Genomic DNA, 21,368 nt, shown 5'->3' with positions numbered 1-21,368 from the left:
GAAAAAATGCATAAAAAATGGATAAATATGCATCAAACTTAGTGACTATTTGTTTTGCGAAAAAGGTTGAAAAAACCTTCCCGATATGGTAGAATTTTTACAATTTAGGTAGACTGTGCAGGTTTGGTGCATTTTTTATGCAAAAGGAAGGAAAAAGAGATGACTGACTCTTTTTTTTTGCGCAGGTATCGGAAGAATAGAAAGGACAGGGTGAACAAATGAAAGCTTTTCTTATATTGGAAGATGGCAATGTATTTACCGGAACCAGCATCGGTTCAACACGGGAAGTCATCAGTGAAATCGTATTTAATACGTCGATGACAGGGTATTTAGAGGTACTGACAGATCCATCTTATGCAGGACAGGCGGTAGTAATGACATATCCTTTGATTGGAAATTATGGAATTACACCGGATATGGAGTCAGGACGTCCATGGGTAGATGGATATATCGTAAGAGAATTATCCAGAATGCCAAGTAATTTCCGTTGTGAAGGAACCATTCAGGATTTTCTGAAAAAATACGATATACCGGGAATTGCAGGAATTGATACCAGAGCATTAACCAAGCTCTTACGTGAAAAGGGAACAATGAATGGAATGATTACAACAGATGAGAATTACAATCTGGATGAGATTATTCCAAAATTAAAGGCTTACACCACAGGAAATGTGGTAGATAAAGTAACCTGTGAAGAGAAAAGCGTATTGCCTGGAAAGGGCAAAAAAGTAGCACTGTTAGACCTTGGTGCTAAGAGAAACATCGCCCAGTCATTAAATAAAAGAGGCTGTGAAGTTACCGTTTATCCGGCACACACCACAGCAGAAGAAATTTTAAGCACGAATCCGGACGGAATCATGTTAAGTAATGGACCTGGAGACCCGAAGGAGTGCAAGGAGATTATTGCAGAGATTCGTAAATTATATGAATCTGACACACCGATTTTTGCAATCTGCTTGGGACATCAGCTGATGGCACTTGCAACCGGTGCAGACACATATCATTTGAAATATGGTCATCGTGGAGGAAATCATCCGGTTAAGGATTTAAAGACCAACCGTGTATACATTTCCAGCCAGAACCATGGTTATGCAGTAGATACCAATACCTTGGATGAGAAAATTGCAAAACCGGCATTTGTAAATGTAAACGATGGAACCAACGAAGGATTAGAGTATGTCGGAAAGAACATTTTTACCGTACAGTTCCATCCGGAAGCATGTCCGGGACCACAGGATTCTGCTTACCTTTTTGACCGTTTTATTGAGATGATGGGAGGAACGAAATAATGCCTAAGAATAAAGATATTAAAAAAGTATTGGTAATTGGTTCAGGTCCGATTGTCATTGGACAGGCTGCAGAGTTTGACTATGCAGGAACACAGGCATGTCGTTCTTTAAAAGAAGAAGGAATCGAAGTTGTTCTGGTAAACTCCAATCCTGCTACCATTATGACAGATAAGGATATTGCAGATGAAGTTTATATCGAGCCATTAACTGCAAAAGTATTAGAGCAGATTATCATAAAAGAAAAACCGGACAGCGTCCTTCCTACCTTAGGTGGACAGGCAGGTCTTAACCTTGGTATGGAGTTGGCAGAATCCGGATTCTTAGAGAAACATGGTGTCAAACTGATTGGTACAACTGCTGAGACAATTTTTAAGGCTGAGGATCGTCAGGCATTTAAGGATACCATGGAAAAAATCGGTGAGCCATGTGCACCATCCCAGGTAGTACACAATGTAGAAGATGGTATCAAATTTACCAATACCATCGGATATCCGGTTGTACTTCGTCCTGCTTATACCTTAGGAGGAAGCGGCGGCGGAATCGCACATAATGAGACAGAGCTTATCGATATTTTATCCAACGGACTTCGTCTGAGCCGTGTCGGAGAAGTACTGGTAGAACGTTGTATCGCAGGCTGGAAGGAAATCGAGTACGAAGTAATGCGTGATGCCAATGGAAACTGTATTACTGTATGTAATATGGAAAACATTGACCCGGTTGGTGTACATACCGGAGACTCTATCGTAGTAGCACCTTCCCAGACATTAGGTGATAAAGAGTACCAGATGCTGCGTACTTCTGCACTTAATATCATTTCCGAATTAAATATTACCGGTGGATGTAACGTACAGTACGCACTGCATCCGGAAACCTTCGAATATTGTGTTATCGAGGTTAATCCTCGTGTATCCCGTTCTTCTGCATTAGCATCCAAAGCAACCGGATATCCGATTGCAAAAGTTGCTGCAAAGATTGCACTGGGCTATACCTTAGATGAAATCAAGAATGCAATTACCGGAAAGACATATGCAAGTTTTGAGCCGATGTTAGACTACTGCGTAGTAAAAATCCCAAGACTTCCATTTGATAAATTCATCACTGCAAAACGTACGTTAACAACACAGATGAAAGCAACCGGAGAAGTTATGAGTATCTGCAATAACTTTGAAGGTGCCCTGATGAAAGCAATCCGTTCCTTAGAGCAGCATGTAGACAGTCTTTTATCCTATGACTTCAGCAAGCTTTCTGATGAGGAGTTACAGGAGCAGTTACATGTAGTAGATGACCGCAGAATCTGGGTTATTGCAGAAGCACTGCGCCGTGGCGTATCTTATGATAAAATTCATGAGATTACAAAGATTGATAAATGGTTTATTGACAAACTGGCTATCTTAGTTGAGATGGAGCAGGATTTAAAGACAAAACCACTTACCGTAGAGCTTTTAAAAGAAGCAAAACGTATGGAATTCCCGGATAAAGTCATTGCAGATCTTACTGGAAAGAGTGAAAAAGAAATTCATGACATGCGTTACGAAAATGGTATCGTAGCAGCCTTTAAGATGGTTGATACCTGTGCCGCAGAGTTTGAAGCATCCACTCCATATTACTATTCCGTATTTGGCAGTGAAAACGAAGCAACAGAGACAACACCGAAGAAGAAAGTACTGGTATTAGGTTCCGGTCCAATCCGTATCGGACAGGGTATCGAGTTCGACTACTGTTCCGTACACAGCACCTGGGCATTTGCCAAGGAAGGCTGGGAGACAGTTATCGTAAATAACAACCCGGAGACTGTATCAACAGACTTTGATATTGCAGATAAACTGTATTTTGAGCCGTTGACACCGGAAGATGTTGAGGCAATTGTAAAATTGGAAAAACCGGACGGAGCTGTAGTTCAGTTTGGTGGACAGACCGCAATCAAGCTGACCGAAAGCTTAATGAAGATGGGTGTCAAGATTCTTGGAACCAAGGCAGAAGATGTAGATGCTGCCGAGGACCGAGAGCTCTTTGATGAAATCTTAGAGAAGACCGGAATCCCAAGAGCAGCAGGTGGAACTGTATTTACCGCAGAAGAAGCCAAAGAAGTTGCACACCGTCTGGGTTACCCGGTACTGGTTCGTCCTTCCTATGTATTGGGCGGACAGGGTATGAAGATTGCATACAATGATGAAGAGATTGAAGAATTTATCGGAATCATCAACCGTATTGCGCAGGATCACCCGATTCTGGTTGATAAATACCTGATGGGTAAGGAAATCGAAGTAGATGCCGTATGCGATGGTACAGATATTTTAATTCCAGGTATCATGGAGCATATCGAGCGTACCGGAGTACATTCCGGAGACAGTATTTCCGTATATCCGGCACCGACCATCAGTGATGAAGTAAGAGAAATGCTGGTAGAATATACTAAGCGTTTGGCTCAGGCATTACATGTAGTAGGACTGATTAATATCCAGTTTATCGTAATGGACGAGCAGGTATATGTCATCGAAGTAAATCCACGTTCTTCAAGAACGGTACCATATATCAGTAAAGTTACCGGTATCCCAATCGTAGACCTGGCAACCAAGGTTATCATTGGAAATACCATCAAGGGAATGGGTTACACACCGGGACTTGCACCAACCGCAGATTATATCGCAATCAAGATGCCGGTATTCTCCTTCGAGAAACTGCGTGGAGCAGAAATCAGCCTTGGACCGGAAATGAAGTCCACCGGAGAATGCTTAGGAATTGCCAAGACCTTTGATGAAGCTTTATACAAAGCTTTCTTAGGAGCAGGCGTTCAGCTTCCGAAATATAAGCAGATGATTATGACTGTAAAAGATGCGGACAAGCCGGAAGCAGTCGGTGTAGCAAAACGTTTTGCAGCCTTAGGCTACAAGATTTATGCAACCAGAAGTACTGCAAAATATTTACAGGAGCATGGCGTAGATGCACTGCGTGTCAATAAGATTACCCAGGAGTCACCAAACGTTATGGACTTAATCTTAGGTCATAAGATTGACCTTGTCATCGACACACCGACCCAGGGAAATGGTGATAAGAACCGTGACGGATTCCTGATTCGTCGTAATGCAATTGAGACTGGCGTATACTGTATCACAGCAATGGATACAGCCAACGCACTGGCAACCAGCTTGGAAAATGCTCAGTCAGAGCTTACTCTGGTAGATATTGCAACCGTGAAGAATATTTAAGAGCAACCCAAAACAGCCTCATGTGTTTCGATTGGAACACATGGGGCTGAAATTTTTTCTGTCAGGCATCTGTAAGAAGCTGCCGGTAGCAGGCACAGGCAGCGTTTATATAATATATACAAAAACGGAAACATAATTTGAATAAAAATGACAATTGACAAAGAAATGTAAAATGGTTAATCTGATAGGTAGTTGCTGAAGAATCAGCGGGAGTACTGAGCTATGAAAAAATGAGATGAAATGATTAGATAGTACAATTCATAGATTCCGGAATTCTCCGGTGATAATCCCAAATGATATGAGGCAATAAAAATAGAATAAGTATGCATATGAGGTGGCAAAATGGAAGAGAGAGTGGACTATCTGCCGTTAGGAAGTGTTGTTATTGTGCATGGAGGTGTAAAAAAGTATGTAATCGTAGCAAGAGGACTACAGCTAAAGATAAATGGAGATTACAAACTTTTTGATTATGGAGCATGTACTTATCCGGAAGGAATGATGGGAGACCGGTTAATGTATTTTCAGGCATCTGATATTAACAAGGTAGTATTTAAGGGGTATACGGATGATGATGAGAGAATAATGGTTGATAATATTCAAAAAGCAATGGAGAGTCTTGATGTAGAGCGGGCAGATGTTCGAAGACTGAAGCAGAGTATGAGGAATTAATATGGCTAAAAAATATGACAATTCCAAATATCAAAGTTTAAAATCACAGAAAAGTGCAAATGAGAAAAAACAGGAATCATACAAGAGCGAAATTAATGATATAGAAGCTGAGATTGAGAGACTTCGGGTCGCTTATAATACCCTGGATGATGCAAAGGAAGCGTTGGAGGATATAAAGAATATTCATAGTAATATGCCGACTTTCTATGAATCATTATGGACGGGAAATAAGGCACAGTATTTTTATGAAATCTGTGAGAGTGGCGGATTGAAAACAGGATATGATGGATATATTTCCGGTATTGATAGTGTAGAAGATGAAATCAACTGGGAGATTAATGCTTTAAAGGAAAAACAGAATGAGAAATATGGAGCACTTTCGAAACTGGTAAATGCATGGGATGATTTATGTACAAAAATTCGAAACTTTTTTAATTAGCAGGAATGTTTAAAACAGGAGTGGAACAGATGATAACTATTTTAGATGAGATAGCCACGGAATCAGATATCGGAAAAATGTATATGGATGCATGTGGTCTTTCGCTGGAGGCAACAACAACAGATATTAGTGGAAAATCAGAAGCATTGGAGAAGTTTTTAAGCAGTTATGAGAGTTTTGCAAATATAGTAAGTGCTTATGAACAGATATTGATTTCGGATATATGCAATATATCTGAAATATCAAATTCCTGGATAGAACGGGACAGAGAGCAGAGTAATCAGTTAAAGGAAAGTAATACATTGTTAGATTTACTGGAACATCCATAGAAGGATGGGGGAGAAGAATGGAAGGGTTTGTAATCAAATATACAGATATAAATAATCTGTTATGGGAGTATAAGTCAAAGCTGGAAGGCTTGATAAGTAAGTTGGAAACGTGTGAAAGAAGTATAAATCAGTTTATTCAGAGTGACCAGTTTATAGGAGAGACGGCAACAGCAGCAAAAAATTATTTATATGATGTACATATTACTATGATATCCTGTTTAAAGGTGGCAACGCAAAATATGCTAGATGATATTGCTTATCATAAGGCATGTTATAATGAGATAGATGGTTCGACGAATTTTAGGCTGGATGAGGAAGCAATCCGGGAGTTCCGCACAAAACTGGCTACGAATTCAGCGGATACGGAATCTTATGCTCAGAGTGTACAGCAGGCGGTATCTAATATCTCAGATATTTCAGGCGTGAATACACCGGGAACAAATGGTATAATAGAACTACATGAACAATTGGATCAGGAACTTTTGAATTTTATTGAGACAATTCAGACACAGGAAAGTACTACGGTAACAATTATTGAAAATACAGTAGATCTCATGGTTGACAGTATAAAAAACTGCCTTGGGAAAATAGGAACCAGTAAAACATCAATCACTACTTATACAAGTAATAGTTTTTATACTGACATCGATGTGTATACACTGGCATACCTGAGTGAATATTTTTATCAGCAGCATACAGTCAATCAGGAAACTTATGATGCAATATGGGATGTAGAACAGCAGTTAAAAGATGCGGCAGAAGAACGGGAAGTGCAAGGTGTTATAAAAGCAATCGGCGGAATTGTACTGGTTGTAGTTGGTGTAGCATGTATTGCAGCATCGCTTGGAGCAGCAACTCCGGCAGTGGTAGCCGCAGGTACAATGATTGGAAGCGGAACAACCGTTTTTGGAATTACAGATACAGCCGAAGGGGCACAGGATGTTTATTATGGAAGTATTAGTGATCTTGACAGTACGGCTGTGAATCGGCTAAAAGAAGTAGTCTTTCAGGGAAATGAAGAGGCGTATTATTTTACGGAGGGTGTATTTTCTTTCGCAGCATCAGCCTTTATTCCAATTGGAAAAGCTTCGACAGTAGGAAAACTTACTTTTCGAAGCGGTTCAACGATAATTGCCAAAGAAGGACTTTCAACATTGGCGGGCGAGGGTGTCTCGAAATTGACAACAGATTTATCGGGAAACCAGACTGTGGGAATGATGGCAGGAATGCTGGCCAGCGGACTTACTTCACATGGGCTTGATAAGCTGGATGTGAAGAAGAATGTTTCTGGCATAGGAAACATAGAGGAAAATGGAAATATTGGAGAAAAATCGACTGCTGGAGAATTAGATATAGTTGATAAAAAAGTAATTGGAAAGATACCAGTGGAAGAATATGAAAAAATAAAAGAAATGTCAATACATAATCCAGATGCAAAAAGTATGACTCTAGGAAAATATTTTGATGGAACAATTGAATCTGGTTCATATGTGGCAAGAGCTGAAGAAACAGGGGATACATATTTTAGCTTAGGAACAATGTGGGATGAAATAGAGGAAATGTATGGATTGACAGATAAAGAAATGTTTGATTTGTTTAACACAAAAGCATTAGATGATGCTGTTTTAAGTGATAAAGTAATAAGATTTGGACAAGATCCAAGAGAGTGGAGCGAAACGGCATTAGGGGATGAATGGAATTATTTGAAAAGTAGATATAATTATACAGGATTATTAGAAAATGGAGGATATTGGTATGCAATTAAATGAGACACAGACAATGGCAATTAATTTTACTAAAATGGCAAAAGAAAAAATGGGGGATAAAGTTAAAGATTTTTGCATTTTGGACGTATATGATGATGTGAATAACCGAGCATTTAGCGTGGAATTTACAGCATATGATTATTTTCCAATAAGGTTGAATTATGAAAGAGGAAGATTTGGATGTTGCATTTTATATGGAGAAAGAACAGTGGCATTAAGTAACTCACAACAATGGTGGGAAGAAGCTGATTTTGATGTCTTTTTTAAAGAATTAGAAAGAGAACTGAAGTTAAGAATTCCGGATAAATTCTTAAAAGCGCATCGTTGGCGATGATATGAAAGAAGCACTACTAAGGAGAAACAGACATTGCGTGATACAGTAATGAATGAAAAATATTTTAGGGAATATATTTTGGAAGAGACAGGAAGAATAAAAAATTTTCAAAATAAATTAGAAAATAATGAGGTAAGAGAAGATAGAATTTATTCGGTAAAAAGAAAGATTGATGCTATACAATTTGAATTACTTATTGCAAGATATTCTAGTGGTGAAGATATAGAAAAATTAGAAAATGATTTTATGCAGTTATTAAATGATATGCCATTGTATTGGAATGGTAATTCCAGCTATATTGATATGCTGTGGATGATGGCACTTGCAATTTTATTTGATGTAAGTAGAGAAAAGTTTGGTATATTGTCGGATTTGGTAACTCAATATAATCGGAAAGATGCTTTGCTGGAATTTTTTGTTAATTACAAAATGCATGGAAGCATAGAACAACTGGAAGGAGACTATTCCTTTGGCTTCCCATATGATAAGCTGACGGATATTGTTGCAAATAGAGAAAAAGCAGTTGAAAAATTAAAAGAATATTTAGAAAAATATTGGTATGTGGGACATAAAAATATGGGATGGTACGATATTCATAAAGCAAAAGAAAAATTGTATTATGGCTATTGGAGTTTTGAAGCAGGAGTTATTGCAAAAATATTAAAATTAGATGACAGTAATTTGAAAAATGTTCCATATTATCCATACGATTTGGTTCATTACAAAAAGTAAAATTAGTAAATGATTCGAGGCAATATATTATGAAACCAATATATGCAGAAAATATTATAGTAGCAATAAAATCGTGCGGCTGTATAGCGTGGTATATTTTAGACAAAGATTATTGCTTTTTAGATTATCCTAAGCTAGAAGAAGCATATCGTAAGAAAGGCTATAATGATACTTTTGATGATGATTCCAGATTTGGCATAAAAGTAGTAAATGAATTGTCAAAAACACAATTTTTGGATCATATAAAAGAATATAAAATTACAGCCGAAGAATTAAAGAAAATGTTAATGAAGGAATCTGATTATAATGATAAATTAGCATATAATCCATCTATTTTAATAGATTTTGAAAATCGGGTATTTATATCGTATTATGCTGAACCAGAATCTTTTGAAGCGTTTGTTCCAGATGGTTGGACAGGAAGGTATCAGGATTTTACAGAAGAAATACCAGAAAAACAGAGATATTGGATGGATGAAAACGGTAAAAATTTGATAGGAGAGTAGGAATGGATAATAATACAGTTACAATTTTAAATGAAGAATTCGAGAATGATAAAACAGGTGAGAAAGTACAGGGAATAACAATTATTGTAGAGGGAAAACTTAAAGAAGTGCTTGATTTGCTCATGAAAAATAATCCTAATTACAAAAATTATACAGAAATTGTTCGGGATGCTTTTTTTAATGGCATTAATTCAATGATAAGAGAGCATAAATAATAAGCACAAAAGAAGTAGCTGGTAGATAATAATACGGAGGGTATTGGTATGGAATTTAATGAGACACAAACAATGGCAATTAATTTTACTAAAATGGCAAAAGAAAAAATGGGGGATAAGGTTAAAGATTTTTGCATTTCGGACATATATGATGATGTGAATAACCGAGCATTTAGCGTGGAATTTACAGCATATGATTATTTCCCAATAAGGTTGAACTATGAAAGAGGAAGATTTGGATGCTGCATTTTATATGGAGAAAGAACAGTGGCATTAAGTAACTCACAACAATGGTGGGAAGAAGCTGATTTTGCTGTCTTTTTTAAAGAATTAGAAAGAGAACTGAAGTTAAGAATTCCGGATAAATTCTTAAAAGCGCATCATTGGAGATAATATAAAAGAATTCAATATAATCGGAAAGATGCTTTATTGGAATTTTTTGTTAATTATAAAATGAATGGAAACATAGGACAACTGAAAGGAGACTATTCCTTTGGCTTCCCATATGATAAGTTGACGGATATTGTTGCAAATAGAGAAAAAACAGTTGAAAAATTAAAAGAATATTTGGGAAAATATTGGTATGTGGGACATAAAAATATGTGATGGTACGATATTCATAAAGCAAAAGAAAAATTATATTATGGCTATTGGAGTTTTGAAGCAGGAGCTATTGCAAAAATATTAAATTTGGATGACAGCAATCTGAAAGATATGCCATATTATCCATATGATTTGGTTCACTATAAAAGCAATAGTATGTAATCGGGATTAGAGGATATAAAAGGCGTTTTATATGTTGTGGGATAAATTAACGGAAGAGAATTATATAATATATGTAAACAGAAACATTGATTTAAAGATAAAAGTTTTTGAATTGATGGAGAATGATGAAATATATATCAACTATAAGGGATTTAATTTGACAATACCTATGTTGGTATGGGAGTTTGGAGAAGATTTAAAGTTGGCATCAATAGAAGATGTTCGTATGGAAGGCAACGACCGATTTGATAAACATTTTGTTATTAAAAAAGAGGATAAAGAAAAGTTTTTAGATGAAATATATTTCTTTTTGGTTGATAATCATATGGATTCTGTTTTAAATGAAAAGTATCGAGCAAATTGGTGATAAAGCAAAAAAATATTTTATAGGATGAATATGAAAATAAAAGTAAGAAGAGAAGATGCTAAATGCACAAATTGTGGGAAAATTAATGAATTTTATTATTTATCAGATTTTTCATATGGTGAGAGATTAGTGCTATTTCATAACGGTATGAGTTATGCATATATTAATTTGTTGAAAGATGATGTTTATAATGATTTTATTGATAAAGTGAAATCCATTTTAAATTTGCATCAAAAAGAATTTTCAGAAGAAAAATTGCAAAATATAATTAATCATATATTTGGCATGACTTGTGACAGGATACAGGAAAGTGAGATTGACTTTGCAATGAACCATAAAAAATGCATCTATTGCGCCGCGGATGATTTTGAAGATTTAATGGCTAAGCCGGAAAAAATTATTTGTGTGGAGATGCCCAATGTGACACATCATGCGTGGAAAACTCTGGATGATGCGAAAAAGGTGCAGCGAATAGAAAAAGCATTAATGGAAAATAAAGTTATCTAATGATACAGTGGTGTATACCAAATGGAGAAAATCAGGGAATGAGAGATTATATTAAAAGTGAACAATATTTCGACGAATTCATAGCGGAAGATACAGCCAGAATTTTAAAATTAACCCAAAAAGTAAATGGGGGAGAAGTAAGGCAAGAAAGAATAGTGCCGGTAAAACAGGGAATTTTTCGTATTAAACTTGGAATTATAATAGCAAGGTATTCTAAGGGAGATAACATAGCCTGTTTAAGAAGTGATTTTGTGGAAATATATGAAGAATGGATAATGTCTTTCTTCTCGCCAGATGCATATAATGAAAATTTGAAAATGTTGTCACTTGCAGTTCTTTTTGAAATAGAGGAAAATCTGATTGCATTAACAAAAAGAAAAATGAAGGAAAAAGAGGTAAAAGACTGGCTGTTACTTTTTCTGATTGGCGAAGAACAACCGGATTTACCACTTTTATTTCCAGACAGATTTCAAATGATGAAAGCATTAGTTGAAGAAAAGGAAACAGATAAACCAAGGCTGCTGGCAAAGTATTTGAAAGAGAACTGGTATAATGAGAAGTGCGATTGTTATGAGGCTCATAAAAGCAGCCAGAATATATATTATGGCTATTGGAGTTTTGAAGTAGGAGCTATTGCAAAAATATTAAATTTAGATGACGGCAATTTGAAAGATGTACCATATTATCCATATGATTTGGTTCATTATAAAAGATAAAATTTCCGTGGAGAAAATGAAATGTGGAGAATCCAAAAGAAAGAAAAATTTGATATTTGGGAAAACGACTTATGTTCATTGAAAGTTCAATATGAAGAAAATAAATGTAGAGTTTGTGGGGCAACTGTACATTACATAGGGTAAAATCTGTGCGTGAAAAAGTCTGCATAAAAGCTAAGTAAGTTTTCAATAAAGTTGTGGAATTTGTTTCTCATAGATGTTCATCTCCTTTTTGTTTACGCTGTCATTATAAAACATGAAAGGGTATATTACTTGCCAAAATAAAAAAATAATTGGACAAAAATTGCAATGGGCAGAGCGTGTGTAAATTCTCTTCCCATTGCAGTTTTTTATATATTTTTACGATATTCTGAGGGAGATATGCCTTTTATTTTTTTGAATATGCGGCTGAAATATAAAGCATTATCATAACCAACAATTTGTGCAATTTCATTTATGTTATATTCCGTATTCAAGAGCAGGGCTTCTGCATTACAAATGCGTTTTTGCAAAATGAAATGCATGGGTGTAGAGCCGACATAAAGTTTGAAGTTGCGTATAAACCAGCTTGTGCTTACATGAATTTTTTTGGCGTATTCTTCAATACTGATTGATTCGCTATAATGTTCATTAAAATAGGCAATAGCCATGTCAATAGTTTCAGCAGCACGGGAATTATCTATCCTTATGCTGTTATTAAAGTGTCGTTGCAGTTTTATAAATATCTGTCTTAAATACATTTCAAGCATTTCCTGATAACTATCCTTACACATCTGCAATTCATTTATCATTGTACGAAAAAGATTTTGATAGGAGGGACCAGAACCACAGTAAAATACCCTTTTGTCATCGGTCAATCCATAAGAGCGTAATATATTTGTTACATCACTGCCTGTAAAATGAACCCAGTAGACTTCAGTTTGATCTTCTGCATAATATTCATATTTTTGAGGCTCCTTTGGACGATATAAAATCATATGTCCGGCATGAACAATAGTTTCATCTTCACTATTGCGGCCAAAGTGGAAATGCGCTTTTCCGGCAGCAATATAAATCAACTGAAAATCGAGTCTGCCACGAGGCCTCCAGGTAGGTAGCTTAGGATGCGTGTATAACTTATATGTTCCACACATAGTTACAACAAGCGGCTTGGATTTATCTTTTCTATCCATCGTTGAGTGATCGAGATATGCATTATTTGTGTACATGTGTGCCTCCTTGTATTGAAATATAAAAAAGTGTATGTCAAAAATAGCTAAAAATCTGTCCAATATAATCCTTATGTTCATTAATTTTATCATTTTGTGCATATTTTGTCCAATTTATGATATGTCATTTTGTACTTATTTTTTATATACTAACCATAACAAAGCTGTGGGGCAAAACAAAGCAAAAGGAAAAGTACTTGTGGAAGGAGAAATTCTCATGGAAGAAAAAACATACCTGAAATGGTATAACAAAGTAGGTTACGGAACGGGAGATATTGCAGGAAATGTAGTATATGCTTTTTTATCATCATTTGTCATGATTTATCTGACAAATACAGTTGGGTTAAATTCGGGCATAGTAGGCACATTGATAGCAGTATCAAAATTATTTGATGGAGTTACGGATATATTTTTCGGTACAATGATTGACCGTACAAAGAGTAGGATGGGAAAAGCAAGACCGTGGATGTTCTATGGATTCTTTGGCTGTGCTGTCACACTGTTTGGTGTATTTGCAATTCCGACCAGTCTTGGAAAAACAGCACAGTATGCATGGTTTTTTATAGCATATACATTACTTAATGCTGTGTTTTATACTGCTAATAATATTGCGTATGCAGCGTTGACATCACTGGTAACAAAAAATAGTAAAGAGCGTGTTCAGATGGGTTCTTTCCGTTTCATGTTCTCTTTTGGTACAAATCTGGTCATCCAGTCTGCTACTGTTGGCGCAGTAGAAATGTTTGGTGGTGGTGCGGCCGCATGGAGAACTATCGCAGCTATTTACTGTATTATAGGTATTATTACCAATACACTTGCTGTATTTTCAGTAAAAGAACTGCCGGACGAAGAATTAAAAGATGACAGAGTAGCAGGAGAGGAAGATGACAAACTTTCTTTTAAGAAGACAATAAAACTTCTCTTTAGTAATAAATATTTTTCAATGATTTGCGTAATCTATATTCTTCAGCAGCTTCGTGCAGCTATGGTGAATGTAGGAATCTTTTTTATGACATATGTATTACTGAATAAGAATTTGTTCGGTATATTTTCATGGGCGAATAATATCCCTTTGATTATTGCACTTGCTGTTACACCTGTACTGGTTTCAAAAATGAAAGGAATGTATAAATTAAATAAGTATAGTTATATGTTTGCTACAGTATGCCGTTTGATGGTTGCAGTGGCAGGTTATCTGGGTAGTGTTCCATTAATGCTGTTATTCACAGTTCTTACATCCTTCGGAGAAGGACCTTGGCAGGGAGATATGAGTGCAGTAATTGCACAATGTTCAGAATATACTTATTTAAAGAGCGGAAAGCGGATTGATGGTTCCATGTTCTCCTGTACTTCGTTAGGTGTAAAGCTCGGTGGAGGTATTGGTGTTGCACTTTCAGGCTGGCTGCTTGATATAAGCGGATATATTAATCTTGACAATGCGGTTCAGCCGGATAGTTGTATCAATATGATGTATTTTATGTATCTGTGGCTTCCATTTATATTTGACATAGTTATTGCAGTCATTCTTTCGTTTCTTAATGTAGAACGGGCAAATATGAAATTAAAAGAAAAATATGCTGAATCAGTAAATAAGATAGCCTCTCGAAATTTGCTTTAGGGGCTATATAGAAAAAGAAAATAAGAAAAGATATGAGGAGGATTATTATGAACGCTGATATGAAGTGGTTAGACAATCCGGAAGTGTTCCGTGTAAACCAGTTGGACGCACATAGTGACCATTGTTACTATATGGATTATACAGATATGGAAAAATCAGAAAATCCGTTGACACAGTCATTGAATGGACAATGGGAGTTTGCTTTTAGTAAAAATGTAATGGACCGACCGGAAAATTTCTATGAGGAAAATTTTGATGCATCTTCATTTAATAAGATTATGGTTCCTGGACATATTGAGCTGGCAGGTTATGACAAAATACGCTATATCAATACGATGTATCCGTGGGAGGGAAAAGAATATCACAGGGGTGCGTATAGTATGGGGAGTACCGGGGACGAGGCAGGAATGTTTTCTGAGGCAGAGTATAATCCGGTCGGCTCTTATATCAAACGATTTGATCTGAGTGAGCAAATGCGTAAAAAGAAAATCCGTATTTGTTTTGAAGGTGTGGAAGAAGCGATGTATCTGTGGCTGAATGGTCAGTTTGTAGGATATGCAGAGGATAGTTTTACACCGTCAGAATTTGATCTGACACCATTTATCAGAGAAAAAGGAAATGTGCTGGCAGTTCAGGTTCACAAAATGAGTACAGCAGCATTTTTGGAGGATCAGGACTTTTTCCGTTTTTTTGGAATTTTCAGAAATGTAACTTTAAAAGCAGTGCCAGAGGTGCATTTGGAAGATGTATGGTTTCAACCGACACTAAACAAGGATAATGCAAGCGGCAGGGTATCGGTAAAGATAAAAGTAACTGCTCCAGAAGGAAAGAAAGTAGCTGCCCATTTTGTGCTAAAAGACCGGGAGAATAATCAGGTGGCAGAGGACAATATCATCTTAGAGGAAAAAGATGGAAGTCTTGTAGGAGTGATGGATACTGAGGTTGGAAGTGTTAAGGCATGGGATAATCACTGCCCATATCTGTATCACGCATATGTAGAGCTTAGAGGCGAAGATGGAGAAATATTAGAGATAATTCCATATGACATAGGTTTCAGAAGACTGGAAATGATTGACAAGGTAATCTATTTAAATGGTAAACGTCTTGTCATTACCGGAGTAAACCGTCATGAGTGGAGTGCAAAGACAGGAAGAAGCATCAGTATGGATGAAATGACAGCAGACATTGATTGTCTGATTAGAAATAATATCAATGCAGTACGCACCTGCCATTATCCGGATCAGATACCGTGGTATTACCTGTGTGATAAAGCAGGCATTTATGTAATGGCAGAAACGAATATGGAAAGTCATGGAACATTCCAGAAACTTGGTACGATTGAACCATCGTGCAGCATACCTTGTTCTATTCCACAATGGCGGGCGGCTGTTGTTGACAGGGCTAGGAGTAATTTTGAAACTTTTAAAAACCACACAGCAATTCTTTTCTGGTCTTTAGGAAATGAATCTTATGCGGGTGATGACATAGAAGCAATGAATACTTACTTCAAGGAAAAGCAGGATGGCAGATTTGTTCATTATGAAAGTTCTTTCTATGACCGTAATTATGAGGAAACCATATCAGATGTAGAGAGCAGAATGTATGCAAAGCCTTATGAAGTGGAGGAATATTTAAATAATAATCCAAAGAAACCTTATCTTTTGTGTGAGTATATGCATGATATGGGTAATTCGATGGGAGGACTTGGTACTTATATGAAGTTAATAGATAAGTATGAGATGTACCACGGTGGATTTATCTGGGATTTCATTGATCAGGCACTTCTCGTGAAAGATGAAGTGACAGGAAAAGAAGTTTTGCGTTATGGCGGAGACTTTGATGATAAGCCTTCTGATTATGAGTTTTCAGGAAATGGAATTGTATTTGCAGACCGTAAGGAAAAACCAGCTATGCAGGAAGTGAGGTATTACTATGGCTTATACAGATAAGAATAAATTGAGAGTTGTATATGGAGATTATACACTTGGCGTACATGGAGAAGGGTTTGACTATATATTCTCTTATTCACAGGGCGGTCTGGAGTCTGTAGTAAAAAACGGTTATGAATGGTTGTATCGTTGTCCAAGACCTACTTTTTGGAGAGCATTAACAGATAATGACAGAGGCAGCAGGTTTCATATTAAAAGTGGAAGCTGGCTCGCATCGGATATGTTCATTGACTGTAAAAAAACGGAAGTTATTATGGATGGTGAACTGCAAAAGCAGTATGCTCCGGACAATAACAGCTATGGCGGTGATGTAGCTGCCGGAGAAATAATTGTGAAATATACCTATGAGACTGTCAGCAATCCAGCCACAACAGTCATTGTATCTTATACCATTGATGTAACTGGAAATATCAAGGTGGATGTGGATTACACAGGAGTAAAGGGACTGCCGGAACTTCCGGTATTCGGAATGAGGTTTATTATGCCGACACTTGCAGATAAATATATGTACAAGGGATTATCGGGGGAAACCTATCCGGACAGAAAGGCAGGGGCAGAAAAAGGAATTTATGAGGTATCAGATTTGAGCCTGACACCATATCTGGTTCCACAGGAATGTGGTATGAGAATGGATACAGAGTGGTTGGAGATTACAAGACATACAAGTCTGGATAATAGCAGAATGGATAGTTCACCACAGACATTACGAATAGAGAAAAACGACAAGACATTTGCTTTTTCGTGTCTGCCTTATACGGCATCAGAGGTTGAAAACGCAACACACCATGAGGAACTGCCTCCAGCAAGAAGAACAGTCCTTTGTGTCTATGGTGCAGTAAGAGGAGTCGGTGGAATTGATAGCTGGGGAAGTGATGTGGAAGATGATTATCGGATTAGTGCAGAAAAAGACATTCACTATTCCTTCATTATCCGCTAAGTTTGTTTGAGGAGTTGCTTGCGAGTGTTATTGGTATATGAGAACAGAATAGATGGAATAGTGGCAGAGTGGAAAAAAACAGTGCATTTTCCACCACATTTACATGAAGCAATAGAGGTAGTGTATGTAACAGATGGGGATATTGAGCTTGGAGTTGGACAAGAATTGTACCATATGGATGAGGGCGATTTTGCAATCGTGTTCCCGAATGTAATACATCATTATCAGGTGTTTGGGAAAAAAGAAAATAAGGTAATATACTTGTATCTTGATCCAACGCTGTTTCCATCTTATTACAAGGAGTTGCAGATATACAGCCCGAAGAATCCGGTTGTAAAAAAAGAGCAAGTGCATCCTGATGTAGTAAATGCCATAAAATATCTGGCAGGAATAACAGAGGGGAATCCCATGCTGATACAGGCTTATGTACAGATGATTCTTGCCCATGTTTTCGCGGAAATGCCAATGGTTGATAAAAGCACAGTAGGGAGTGATGACCTCATTTATAATGCGGTAGAATATGTAGCTAAAAATTTTAGAGAGAAAATCAGTCTTGAAAAAATGGCATACGATTTGTGCGTAAGCAGATATGTGTTATCAAGAATGTTTGCAAAAACCTTTCACTGTAATTTTAGTAAATATGTGAATGGAGTCCGGTTAAATTATGCAGTTACTGCGCTGGAAAACACAATGGATTCCATTACAAATATATGCCTTGATTGTGGGTTTGAAAGTCAAAGAACTTTTAACCGTGTTTTTAAGGATAGATACAAGATTACACCAAGAGAGTACAGAAAAAGGAGAGGACTTATTAATAAAAGCGTAGTAGTGAATGATAGAGGGGGGAAGAGGTAAGTGGAATGTGGCATTAAAATTTTGGAGCATTAGTATTATCTGGTTATCGGATATGTGGTTAAAAGAAAACCATGTATGTTCAATATTTTAGATTGAACATACATGGACCTTTTTGTATTGTCGAATCCTACACCAGCTTCTTTCTTGCAGCCTTTTTCTTTGGTGCCGGCTCGGCAGCGGCTGTTGCGGCAGCCTGATTCTGGCGCTTGCGGAACCGGTCGGCTACATCTTTGATATATTTGTCTGAGGTAAAATGCTTTAAAGTATTTTCATCAATGGCAATCCGGTTATCCATGGTCTTCATGATATCCTGAATCTGGATAATGTCATAGATGTGCGGGTCACGCAAATCAAAGATTTCATTATTAGTAAACTGTAAGATAAGAGGTTTGGAATAATCCTCCGGGTTATCTTCAAGAATCATCGCCTTTTCGCCATTGGATAAATCTACACAGGCACCTCTCGGAAGAATGTGGATGCAAAGAGAAAGTGCACGGACAATCTTTGTATCATATTTTTCCGGAAACTCCTGCAAATATTTCATGGCAACGATTTCGGAAATCGGCTCATTGGTTAGGCTCATGGCGGTCATCCGGTCAAAGGCATCTGCAACCTGTAAAAGTTTTGTGCCGCTGCTGCGGAAAATCTTGGATGGCTCAGCAGCCTCTTCCGGAGCGGAGAGTGTAATAAACTGGGTAATGATTCTTAAAGCATCCGGTGATAACTTTATACTGTGAGTCTGCGGATTCAGATAATCTAAGCTCTTGATACGGCAGGCAAGGATTTTCTTTTCGTCTTCTTCTGTTAAAGGATCCGTTTTTTCAGCAAGCTCGGTCGGAACTAAAAGCCAGCCAAAATCATAGAGCAGAGCAGCCGTTACACAGGTCTGCTGAAAATCATCCGGCATATTTAACTGGTGAGTCAGCATGGCGACCAGAATAGCAACGCTGATGGAATGCTTGTATACATAATCCGCAGAGCTTCTTAAATTCTGCGCAAAGTTCAGCTTGTGGTCAAGACGGCCATACTGGGACAGAATCGAAGAGACCAGCGTTGGAAGCTTGTCCGGCTGTCTGCCTTTACGAATCATATCCATGCAGTCGCGAAGCTGGAACATGGAAATGGTCTGGAACTGTTCGAAAGCAATATCCTCGTCGGATAATGGCGGAACCGGTTCGGCAGGCTCCAGAATATAAATACCAATCAGCTCGAAATTCCGGATACTTTCGATACCCTGCCGGGTCAGTCTGGTGTCGCGGTCATAAAGCATGACGCCCAATTTATTATAGATAGGTTTAGCAAGACGCATGCCGGGTTTTAAGTCATCTGTCCGTATAAATAGCATAGCGGTTACCTCCTTACAAAATATGTTTTTCTCAGTTAAAATTCCTAGTTCAAATATAGCACAAGCAGAGAGGAAAAACAATCTTGGGATTGAAAAAGAAGTGTAGTTTTTCGTTGCATTTTCATAAGAATGCCGTCTATAATAAAGGAAGAAAACAATTGGCGTGATAAATCCATAAAAGAGGATAAAGATATGAAGAAAAACAGTAAACGACGTATGTTTTCCGCATTGCTGATACTGTTTCTGATGATACAGATGACGGTGCAGGCAGACACCGGTACCAAGGAAAGAGTGGATCTGGCATCTAAGGACACCGGAAGCAGCGTGGAAGAGCTGGAACGTCAGAGAGAGGAACAGCAGTCGCAGCTTGATTCCTTGAAAGAATATCAGATAAATCTTTCCGATGAACTGACGGAATTAAATAATGGATTGCAGGAAATCAGCAACGAACTGGCGGATACCCAGGATGAAATTGCGGCGAAAAATGTGGAGATTGAAGCAGCGGAAAGCCGGATTGCAGAGCTGACAACACGTTCTGAGAGCCAGTACGAAGCCATGAAGAAAAGAGTACAATATATGTACGAAAATGGCAATCAGTCTTACATGGAGCTGCTGCTTGGAGCAAGCTCTTTTTCGGATTTTTTAAACCGGATGGAATATGCCAAATCCATTTATGATTATGACAGGCAGGAGCTTTCTGATTATCAGGATACACTGGCTGAATTAAAACAGCAGAAGGAAGATTTAGAGACGGCAAAAGAAGAACTGCTGGCGGCAGAACAGACGAAGCAGGAGCAGAAGAGCAAGGCAGACAGTCTGGTGGCAGCCCAGCAGGAAAAAATAAGCGCAGCAAAGTCGGATGTAGCAGATGCAGAGACGGAAATAGCAGACACAGATGCGGAAATCGCAAGACAGAAAGCCTATGAGGAAGAATTAGAGGCACAGAAGGCGAAAGAAGATGCTGCCCGTCAGGAGGAGATTAAGCGTCAGGAAGAGGAACTTATTAACAGTCAGCAGCCAGCTGCTTCAGATAATAATGCAAATCCGGATGGGACATCCACCGGGGATAATACCACAGGAAGTGATGCTTCCGGTGGCGGGACAGTGAATGCCAGTGATGTTGCCATGCTGGCAGCACTGATCCAGTGCGAAGCAGGCGGCGAAAGCTATGAAGGGAAGCTTGCCGTTGGAAGCGTGGTCATGAACCGTGTGGACAGCAGTTATTTCCCGGATACCGTGGTAGGTGTCATCTATCAGAGCGGGCAGTTCTCACCGGTAGCCAGCGGTCGTTTCGCAGTAGTGCTTTCATCCGGGACAGATGCGTCCTGTGTGCAGGCTGCCACAGAAGTATTAGCAGGCACAAGAACCTTAAATTGCTTATATTTCCGCAGAAACAACGGACTGATTAATGGAACTGTAATCGGAAACCATGTATTTTATTAAGGAAAGCTGAAAATCCGGCTCAATAAAGCAAGTTTCACTTGCAAAAATCCCCTTTCTATGATAACATCAGATTGTCGGGAAAGAGCCGGAAAGGCTTTCTTTTATTTTTTTTACAAAAGATTGTTAAAAAAATAACAATAGTAAAAGGCAAATTTAATTCAGAAGGAGACGAG

21 protein-coding genes and 1 pseudogene are annotated in these 21,368 nt (G+C 37.9%); 20 read left to right on the top strand and 2 right to left on the bottom strand.

The features are described 5' to 3' along the window. Positions 1-218 precede the first annotated feature (218 nt). The 15 genes and pseudogenes from LKD41_RS02930 to LKD41_RS02860 all read left to right on the top strand — a co-directional run bounded on the left by LKD41_RS02930 (position 219) and on the right by LKD41_RS02860 (position 11,840). Complete coding sequence (locus tag LKD41_RS02930; RefSeq protein ID WP_022243003.1) at positions 219-1,289, top strand: carbamoyl phosphate synthase small subunit; 1,071 nt, start codon at positions 219-221, stop codon at positions 1,287-1,289. Continuing rightward, positions 1,289-4,495 (top strand): carbamoyl-phosphate synthase large subunit, encoded by a 3,207-nt coding sequence (gene carB / locus LKD41_RS02925; RefSeq protein WP_227700341.1) that lies wholly within the window; start codon positions 1,289-1,291, stop codon positions 4,493-4,495. The genes LKD41_RS02930 and carB overlap by 1 nt, the downstream gene beginning before the upstream one ends. A 342-nt stretch (positions 4,496-4,837) precedes the next feature. Next, positions 4,838-5,164 carry a DUF4176 domain-containing protein gene (locus LKD41_RS02920; protein WP_118087698.1) on the top strand — a complete coding sequence of 109 codons (327 nt, stop codon included), beginning with the start codon at positions 4,838-4,840 and terminating at the stop codon, positions 5,162-5,164. Position 5,165: 1 nt separating this feature from the next. Continuing rightward, positions 5,166-5,603, top strand: coding sequence for a YwqH-like family protein (locus LKD41_RS02915; RefSeq protein ID WP_227700340.1), 438 nt, complete (start codon positions 5,166-5,168; stop codon positions 5,601-5,603). Positions 5,604-5,632: 29 nt separating this feature from the next. Continuing rightward, a complete protein-coding gene (locus LKD41_RS02910) occupies positions 5,633-5,932 on the top strand; it encodes a hypothetical protein (RefSeq protein WP_147340206.1) in 300 nt (99 codons plus the stop codon). A gap of 17 nt (positions 5,933-5,949) precedes the next feature. Next, entirely contained in the window at positions 5,950-7,701 is a 1,752-nt protein-coding gene (locus LKD41_RS02905) for a T7SS effector LXG polymorphic toxin (protein WP_227700339.1), read from the top strand. Further along, positions 7,688-8,032: a hypothetical protein gene (locus LKD41_RS02900; protein ID WP_227700338.1), complete on the top strand. Its 345-nt coding sequence runs from the start codon at positions 7,688-7,690 to the stop codon at positions 8,030-8,032. The genes LKD41_RS02905 and LKD41_RS02900 overlap by 14 nt, the downstream gene beginning before the upstream one ends. Positions 8,033-8,065: 33 nt before the next feature. After that, complete coding sequence (locus LKD41_RS02895; protein WP_227700337.1) at positions 8,066-8,764, top strand: PoNi-like cognate immunity protein; 699 nt, start codon at positions 8,066-8,068, stop codon at positions 8,762-8,764. A 29-nt stretch (positions 8,765-8,793) separates the two neighbouring features. Continuing rightward, positions 8,794-9,270: a hypothetical protein gene (locus LKD41_RS02890; protein WP_178180704.1), complete on the top strand. Its 477-nt coding sequence runs from the start codon at positions 8,794-8,796 to the stop codon at positions 9,268-9,270. Between the two features lie 2 nt (positions 9,271-9,272). Further along, positions 9,273-9,485 (top strand): hypothetical protein, encoded by a 213-nt coding sequence (locus LKD41_RS02885; protein WP_227700336.1) that lies wholly within the window; start codon positions 9,273-9,275, stop codon positions 9,483-9,485. Positions 9,486-9,533: 48 nt separating this feature from the next. Further along, positions 9,534-9,878 (top strand): hypothetical protein, encoded by a 345-nt coding sequence (locus LKD41_RS02880; protein ID WP_227700335.1) that lies wholly within the window; start codon positions 9,534-9,536, stop codon positions 9,876-9,878. 36 nt (positions 9,879-9,914) lie between these two features. Beyond that, positions 9,915-10,250, top strand: a pseudogene (locus LKD41_RS02875) (DUF1911 domain-containing protein). Between the two features lie 31 nt (positions 10,251-10,281). Beyond that, on the top strand, positions 10,282-10,617 hold the full coding sequence (locus LKD41_RS02870; RefSeq protein ID WP_227700334.1) for a hypothetical protein: 336 nt from the start codon (positions 10,282-10,284) through the stop codon (positions 10,615-10,617). A gap of 30 nt (positions 10,618-10,647) precedes the next feature. After that, positions 10,648-11,124, top strand: a complete 477-nt coding sequence (locus LKD41_RS02865; RefSeq protein WP_227700333.1) for a hypothetical protein — start codon at positions 10,648-10,650, stop codon at positions 11,122-11,124. Positions 11,125-11,162: 38 nt separating this feature from the next. Further along, positions 11,163-11,840 (top strand): PoNi-like cognate immunity protein, encoded by a 678-nt coding sequence (locus LKD41_RS02860; protein ID WP_227700332.1) that lies wholly within the window; start codon positions 11,163-11,165, stop codon positions 11,838-11,840. A gap of 350 nt (positions 11,841-12,190) precedes the next feature. On the opposite strand, the gene LKD41_RS02855 is transcribed toward LKD41_RS02860, so the two are convergent. Next, entirely contained in the window at positions 12,191-13,048 is an 858-nt protein-coding gene (locus LKD41_RS02855; protein ID WP_227700331.1) for a helix-turn-helix domain-containing protein, read from the bottom strand. 217 nt (positions 13,049-13,265) lie between these two features. Between LKD41_RS02855 and LKD41_RS02850 the strand changes: the two genes are divergently transcribed. From LKD41_RS02850 to LKD41_RS02835, 4 genes are read left to right on the top strand one after another with little or no spacing between them, the layout of a single operon-like run. Continuing rightward, complete coding sequence (locus LKD41_RS02850; protein ID WP_227700330.1) at positions 13,266-14,666, top strand: MFS transporter; 1,401 nt, start codon at positions 13,266-13,268, stop codon at positions 14,664-14,666. Positions 14,667-14,713: 47 nt separating this feature from the next. After that, positions 14,714-16,615 (top strand): glycoside hydrolase family 2 TIM barrel-domain containing protein, encoded by a 1,902-nt coding sequence (locus tag LKD41_RS02845; protein WP_227700329.1) that lies wholly within the window; start codon positions 14,714-14,716, stop codon positions 16,613-16,615. After that, complete coding sequence (locus tag LKD41_RS02840; RefSeq protein ID WP_227700328.1) at positions 16,599-17,552, top strand: beta-galactosidase small subunit; 954 nt, start codon at positions 16,599-16,601, stop codon at positions 17,550-17,552. Before LKD41_RS02845 ends, LKD41_RS02840 begins: the two co-directional genes overlap by 17 nt. Positions 17,553-17,576: 24 nt before the next feature. Further along, positions 17,577-18,407: an AraC family transcriptional regulator gene (locus LKD41_RS02835; protein WP_227700327.1), complete on the top strand. Its 831-nt coding sequence runs from the start codon at positions 17,577-17,579 to the stop codon at positions 18,405-18,407. A 127-nt stretch (positions 18,408-18,534) separates the two neighbouring features. Here the strand turns inward: LKD41_RS02835 and LKD41_RS02830 are convergent, their stop codons facing one another. Next, on the bottom strand, positions 18,535-19,752 hold the full coding sequence (locus tag LKD41_RS02830) for an HD-GYP domain-containing protein (protein ID WP_227700326.1): 1,218 nt from the start codon (positions 19,750-19,752) through the stop codon (positions 18,535-18,537). A gap of 192 nt (positions 19,753-19,944) precedes the next feature. Between LKD41_RS02830 and LKD41_RS02825 the strand changes: the two genes are divergently transcribed. After that, positions 19,945-21,195, top strand: a complete 1,251-nt coding sequence (locus LKD41_RS02825) for a cell wall hydrolase (RefSeq protein ID WP_227700325.1) — start codon at positions 19,945-19,947, stop codon at positions 21,193-21,195. Positions 21,196-21,368 lie beyond the last annotated feature (173 nt).

The organism is Roseburia sp. CLA-AA-H209, assembly GCF_020687575.1.
GTDB classification, from domain to species: domain Bacteria; phylum Bacillota; class Clostridia; order Lachnospirales; family Lachnospiraceae; genus Roseburia_C; species Roseburia_C amylophila.
Note: the sequence above shows the minus strand (reverse complement) of the source record. Positions and strands in the feature narration are given on the sequence as shown.

Excerpts from the sequence above, each read along its gene's own strand:
- LKD41_RS02870 (WP_227700334.1), top strand. The coding sequence starts at position 10,282 with ATGTTGTGGGATAAATTAACGGAAGAGAATTATATAATATATGTAAAC.
- LKD41_RS02885 (WP_227700336.1), top strand. The coding sequence starts at position 9,273 with ATGGATAATAATACAGTTACAATTTTAAATGAAGAATTCGAGAATGAT.
- LKD41_RS02930 (WP_022243003.1), top strand. The coding sequence starts at position 219 with ATGAAAGCTTTTCTTATATTGGAAGATGGCAATGTATTTACCGGAACC.
- LKD41_RS02860 (WP_227700332.1), top strand. The coding sequence starts at position 11,163 with ATGAGAGATTATATTAAAAGTGAACAATATTTCGACGAATTCATAGCG.
- LKD41_RS02845 (WP_227700329.1), top strand. The coding sequence starts at position 14,714 with ATGAACGCTGATATGAAGTGGTTAGACAATCCGGAAGTGTTCCGTGTA.
- LKD41_RS02890 (WP_178180704.1), top strand. The coding sequence starts at position 8,794 with ATGAAACCAATATATGCAGAAAATATTATAGTAGCAATAAAATCGTGC.
- LKD41_RS02920 (WP_118087698.1), top strand. The coding sequence starts at position 4,838 with ATGGAAGAGAGAGTGGACTATCTGCCGTTAGGAAGTGTTGTTATTGTG.
- LKD41_RS02905 (WP_227700339.1), top strand. The coding sequence starts at position 5,950 with ATGGAAGGGTTTGTAATCAAATATACAGATATAAATAATCTGTTATGG.
- LKD41_RS02865 (WP_227700333.1), top strand. The coding sequence starts at position 10,648 with ATGAAAATAAAAGTAAGAAGAGAAGATGCTAAATGCACAAATTGTGGG.
- LKD41_RS02915 (WP_227700340.1), top strand. The coding sequence starts at position 5,166 with ATGGCTAAAAAATATGACAATTCCAAATATCAAAGTTTAAAATCACAG.
- LKD41_RS02880 (WP_227700335.1), top strand. The coding sequence starts at position 9,534 with ATGGAATTTAATGAGACACAAACAATGGCAATTAATTTTACTAAAATG.
- LKD41_RS02855 (WP_227700331.1), bottom strand. The coding sequence starts at position 13,048 with ATGTACACAAATAATGCATATCTCGATCACTCAACGATGGATAGAAAA.
- LKD41_RS02900 (WP_227700338.1), top strand. The coding sequence starts at position 7,688 with ATGCAATTAAATGAGACACAGACAATGGCAATTAATTTTACTAAAATG.
- LKD41_RS02825 (WP_227700325.1), top strand. The coding sequence starts at position 19,945 with ATGAAGAAAAACAGTAAACGACGTATGTTTTCCGCATTGCTGATACTG.
- LKD41_RS02840 (WP_227700328.1), top strand. The coding sequence starts at position 16,599 with ATGGCTTATACAGATAAGAATAAATTGAGAGTTGTATATGGAGATTAT.
- carB (WP_227700341.1), top strand. The coding sequence starts at position 1,289 with ATGCCTAAGAATAAAGATATTAAAAAAGTATTGGTAATTGGTTCAGGT.
- LKD41_RS02910 (WP_147340206.1), top strand. The coding sequence starts at position 5,633 with ATGATAACTATTTTAGATGAGATAGCCACGGAATCAGATATCGGAAAA.
- LKD41_RS02830 (WP_227700326.1), bottom strand. The coding sequence starts at position 19,752 with ATGCTATTTATACGGACAGATGACTTAAAACCCGGCATGCGTCTTGCT.
- LKD41_RS02850 (WP_227700330.1), top strand. The coding sequence starts at position 13,266 with ATGGAAGAAAAAACATACCTGAAATGGTATAACAAAGTAGGTTACGGA.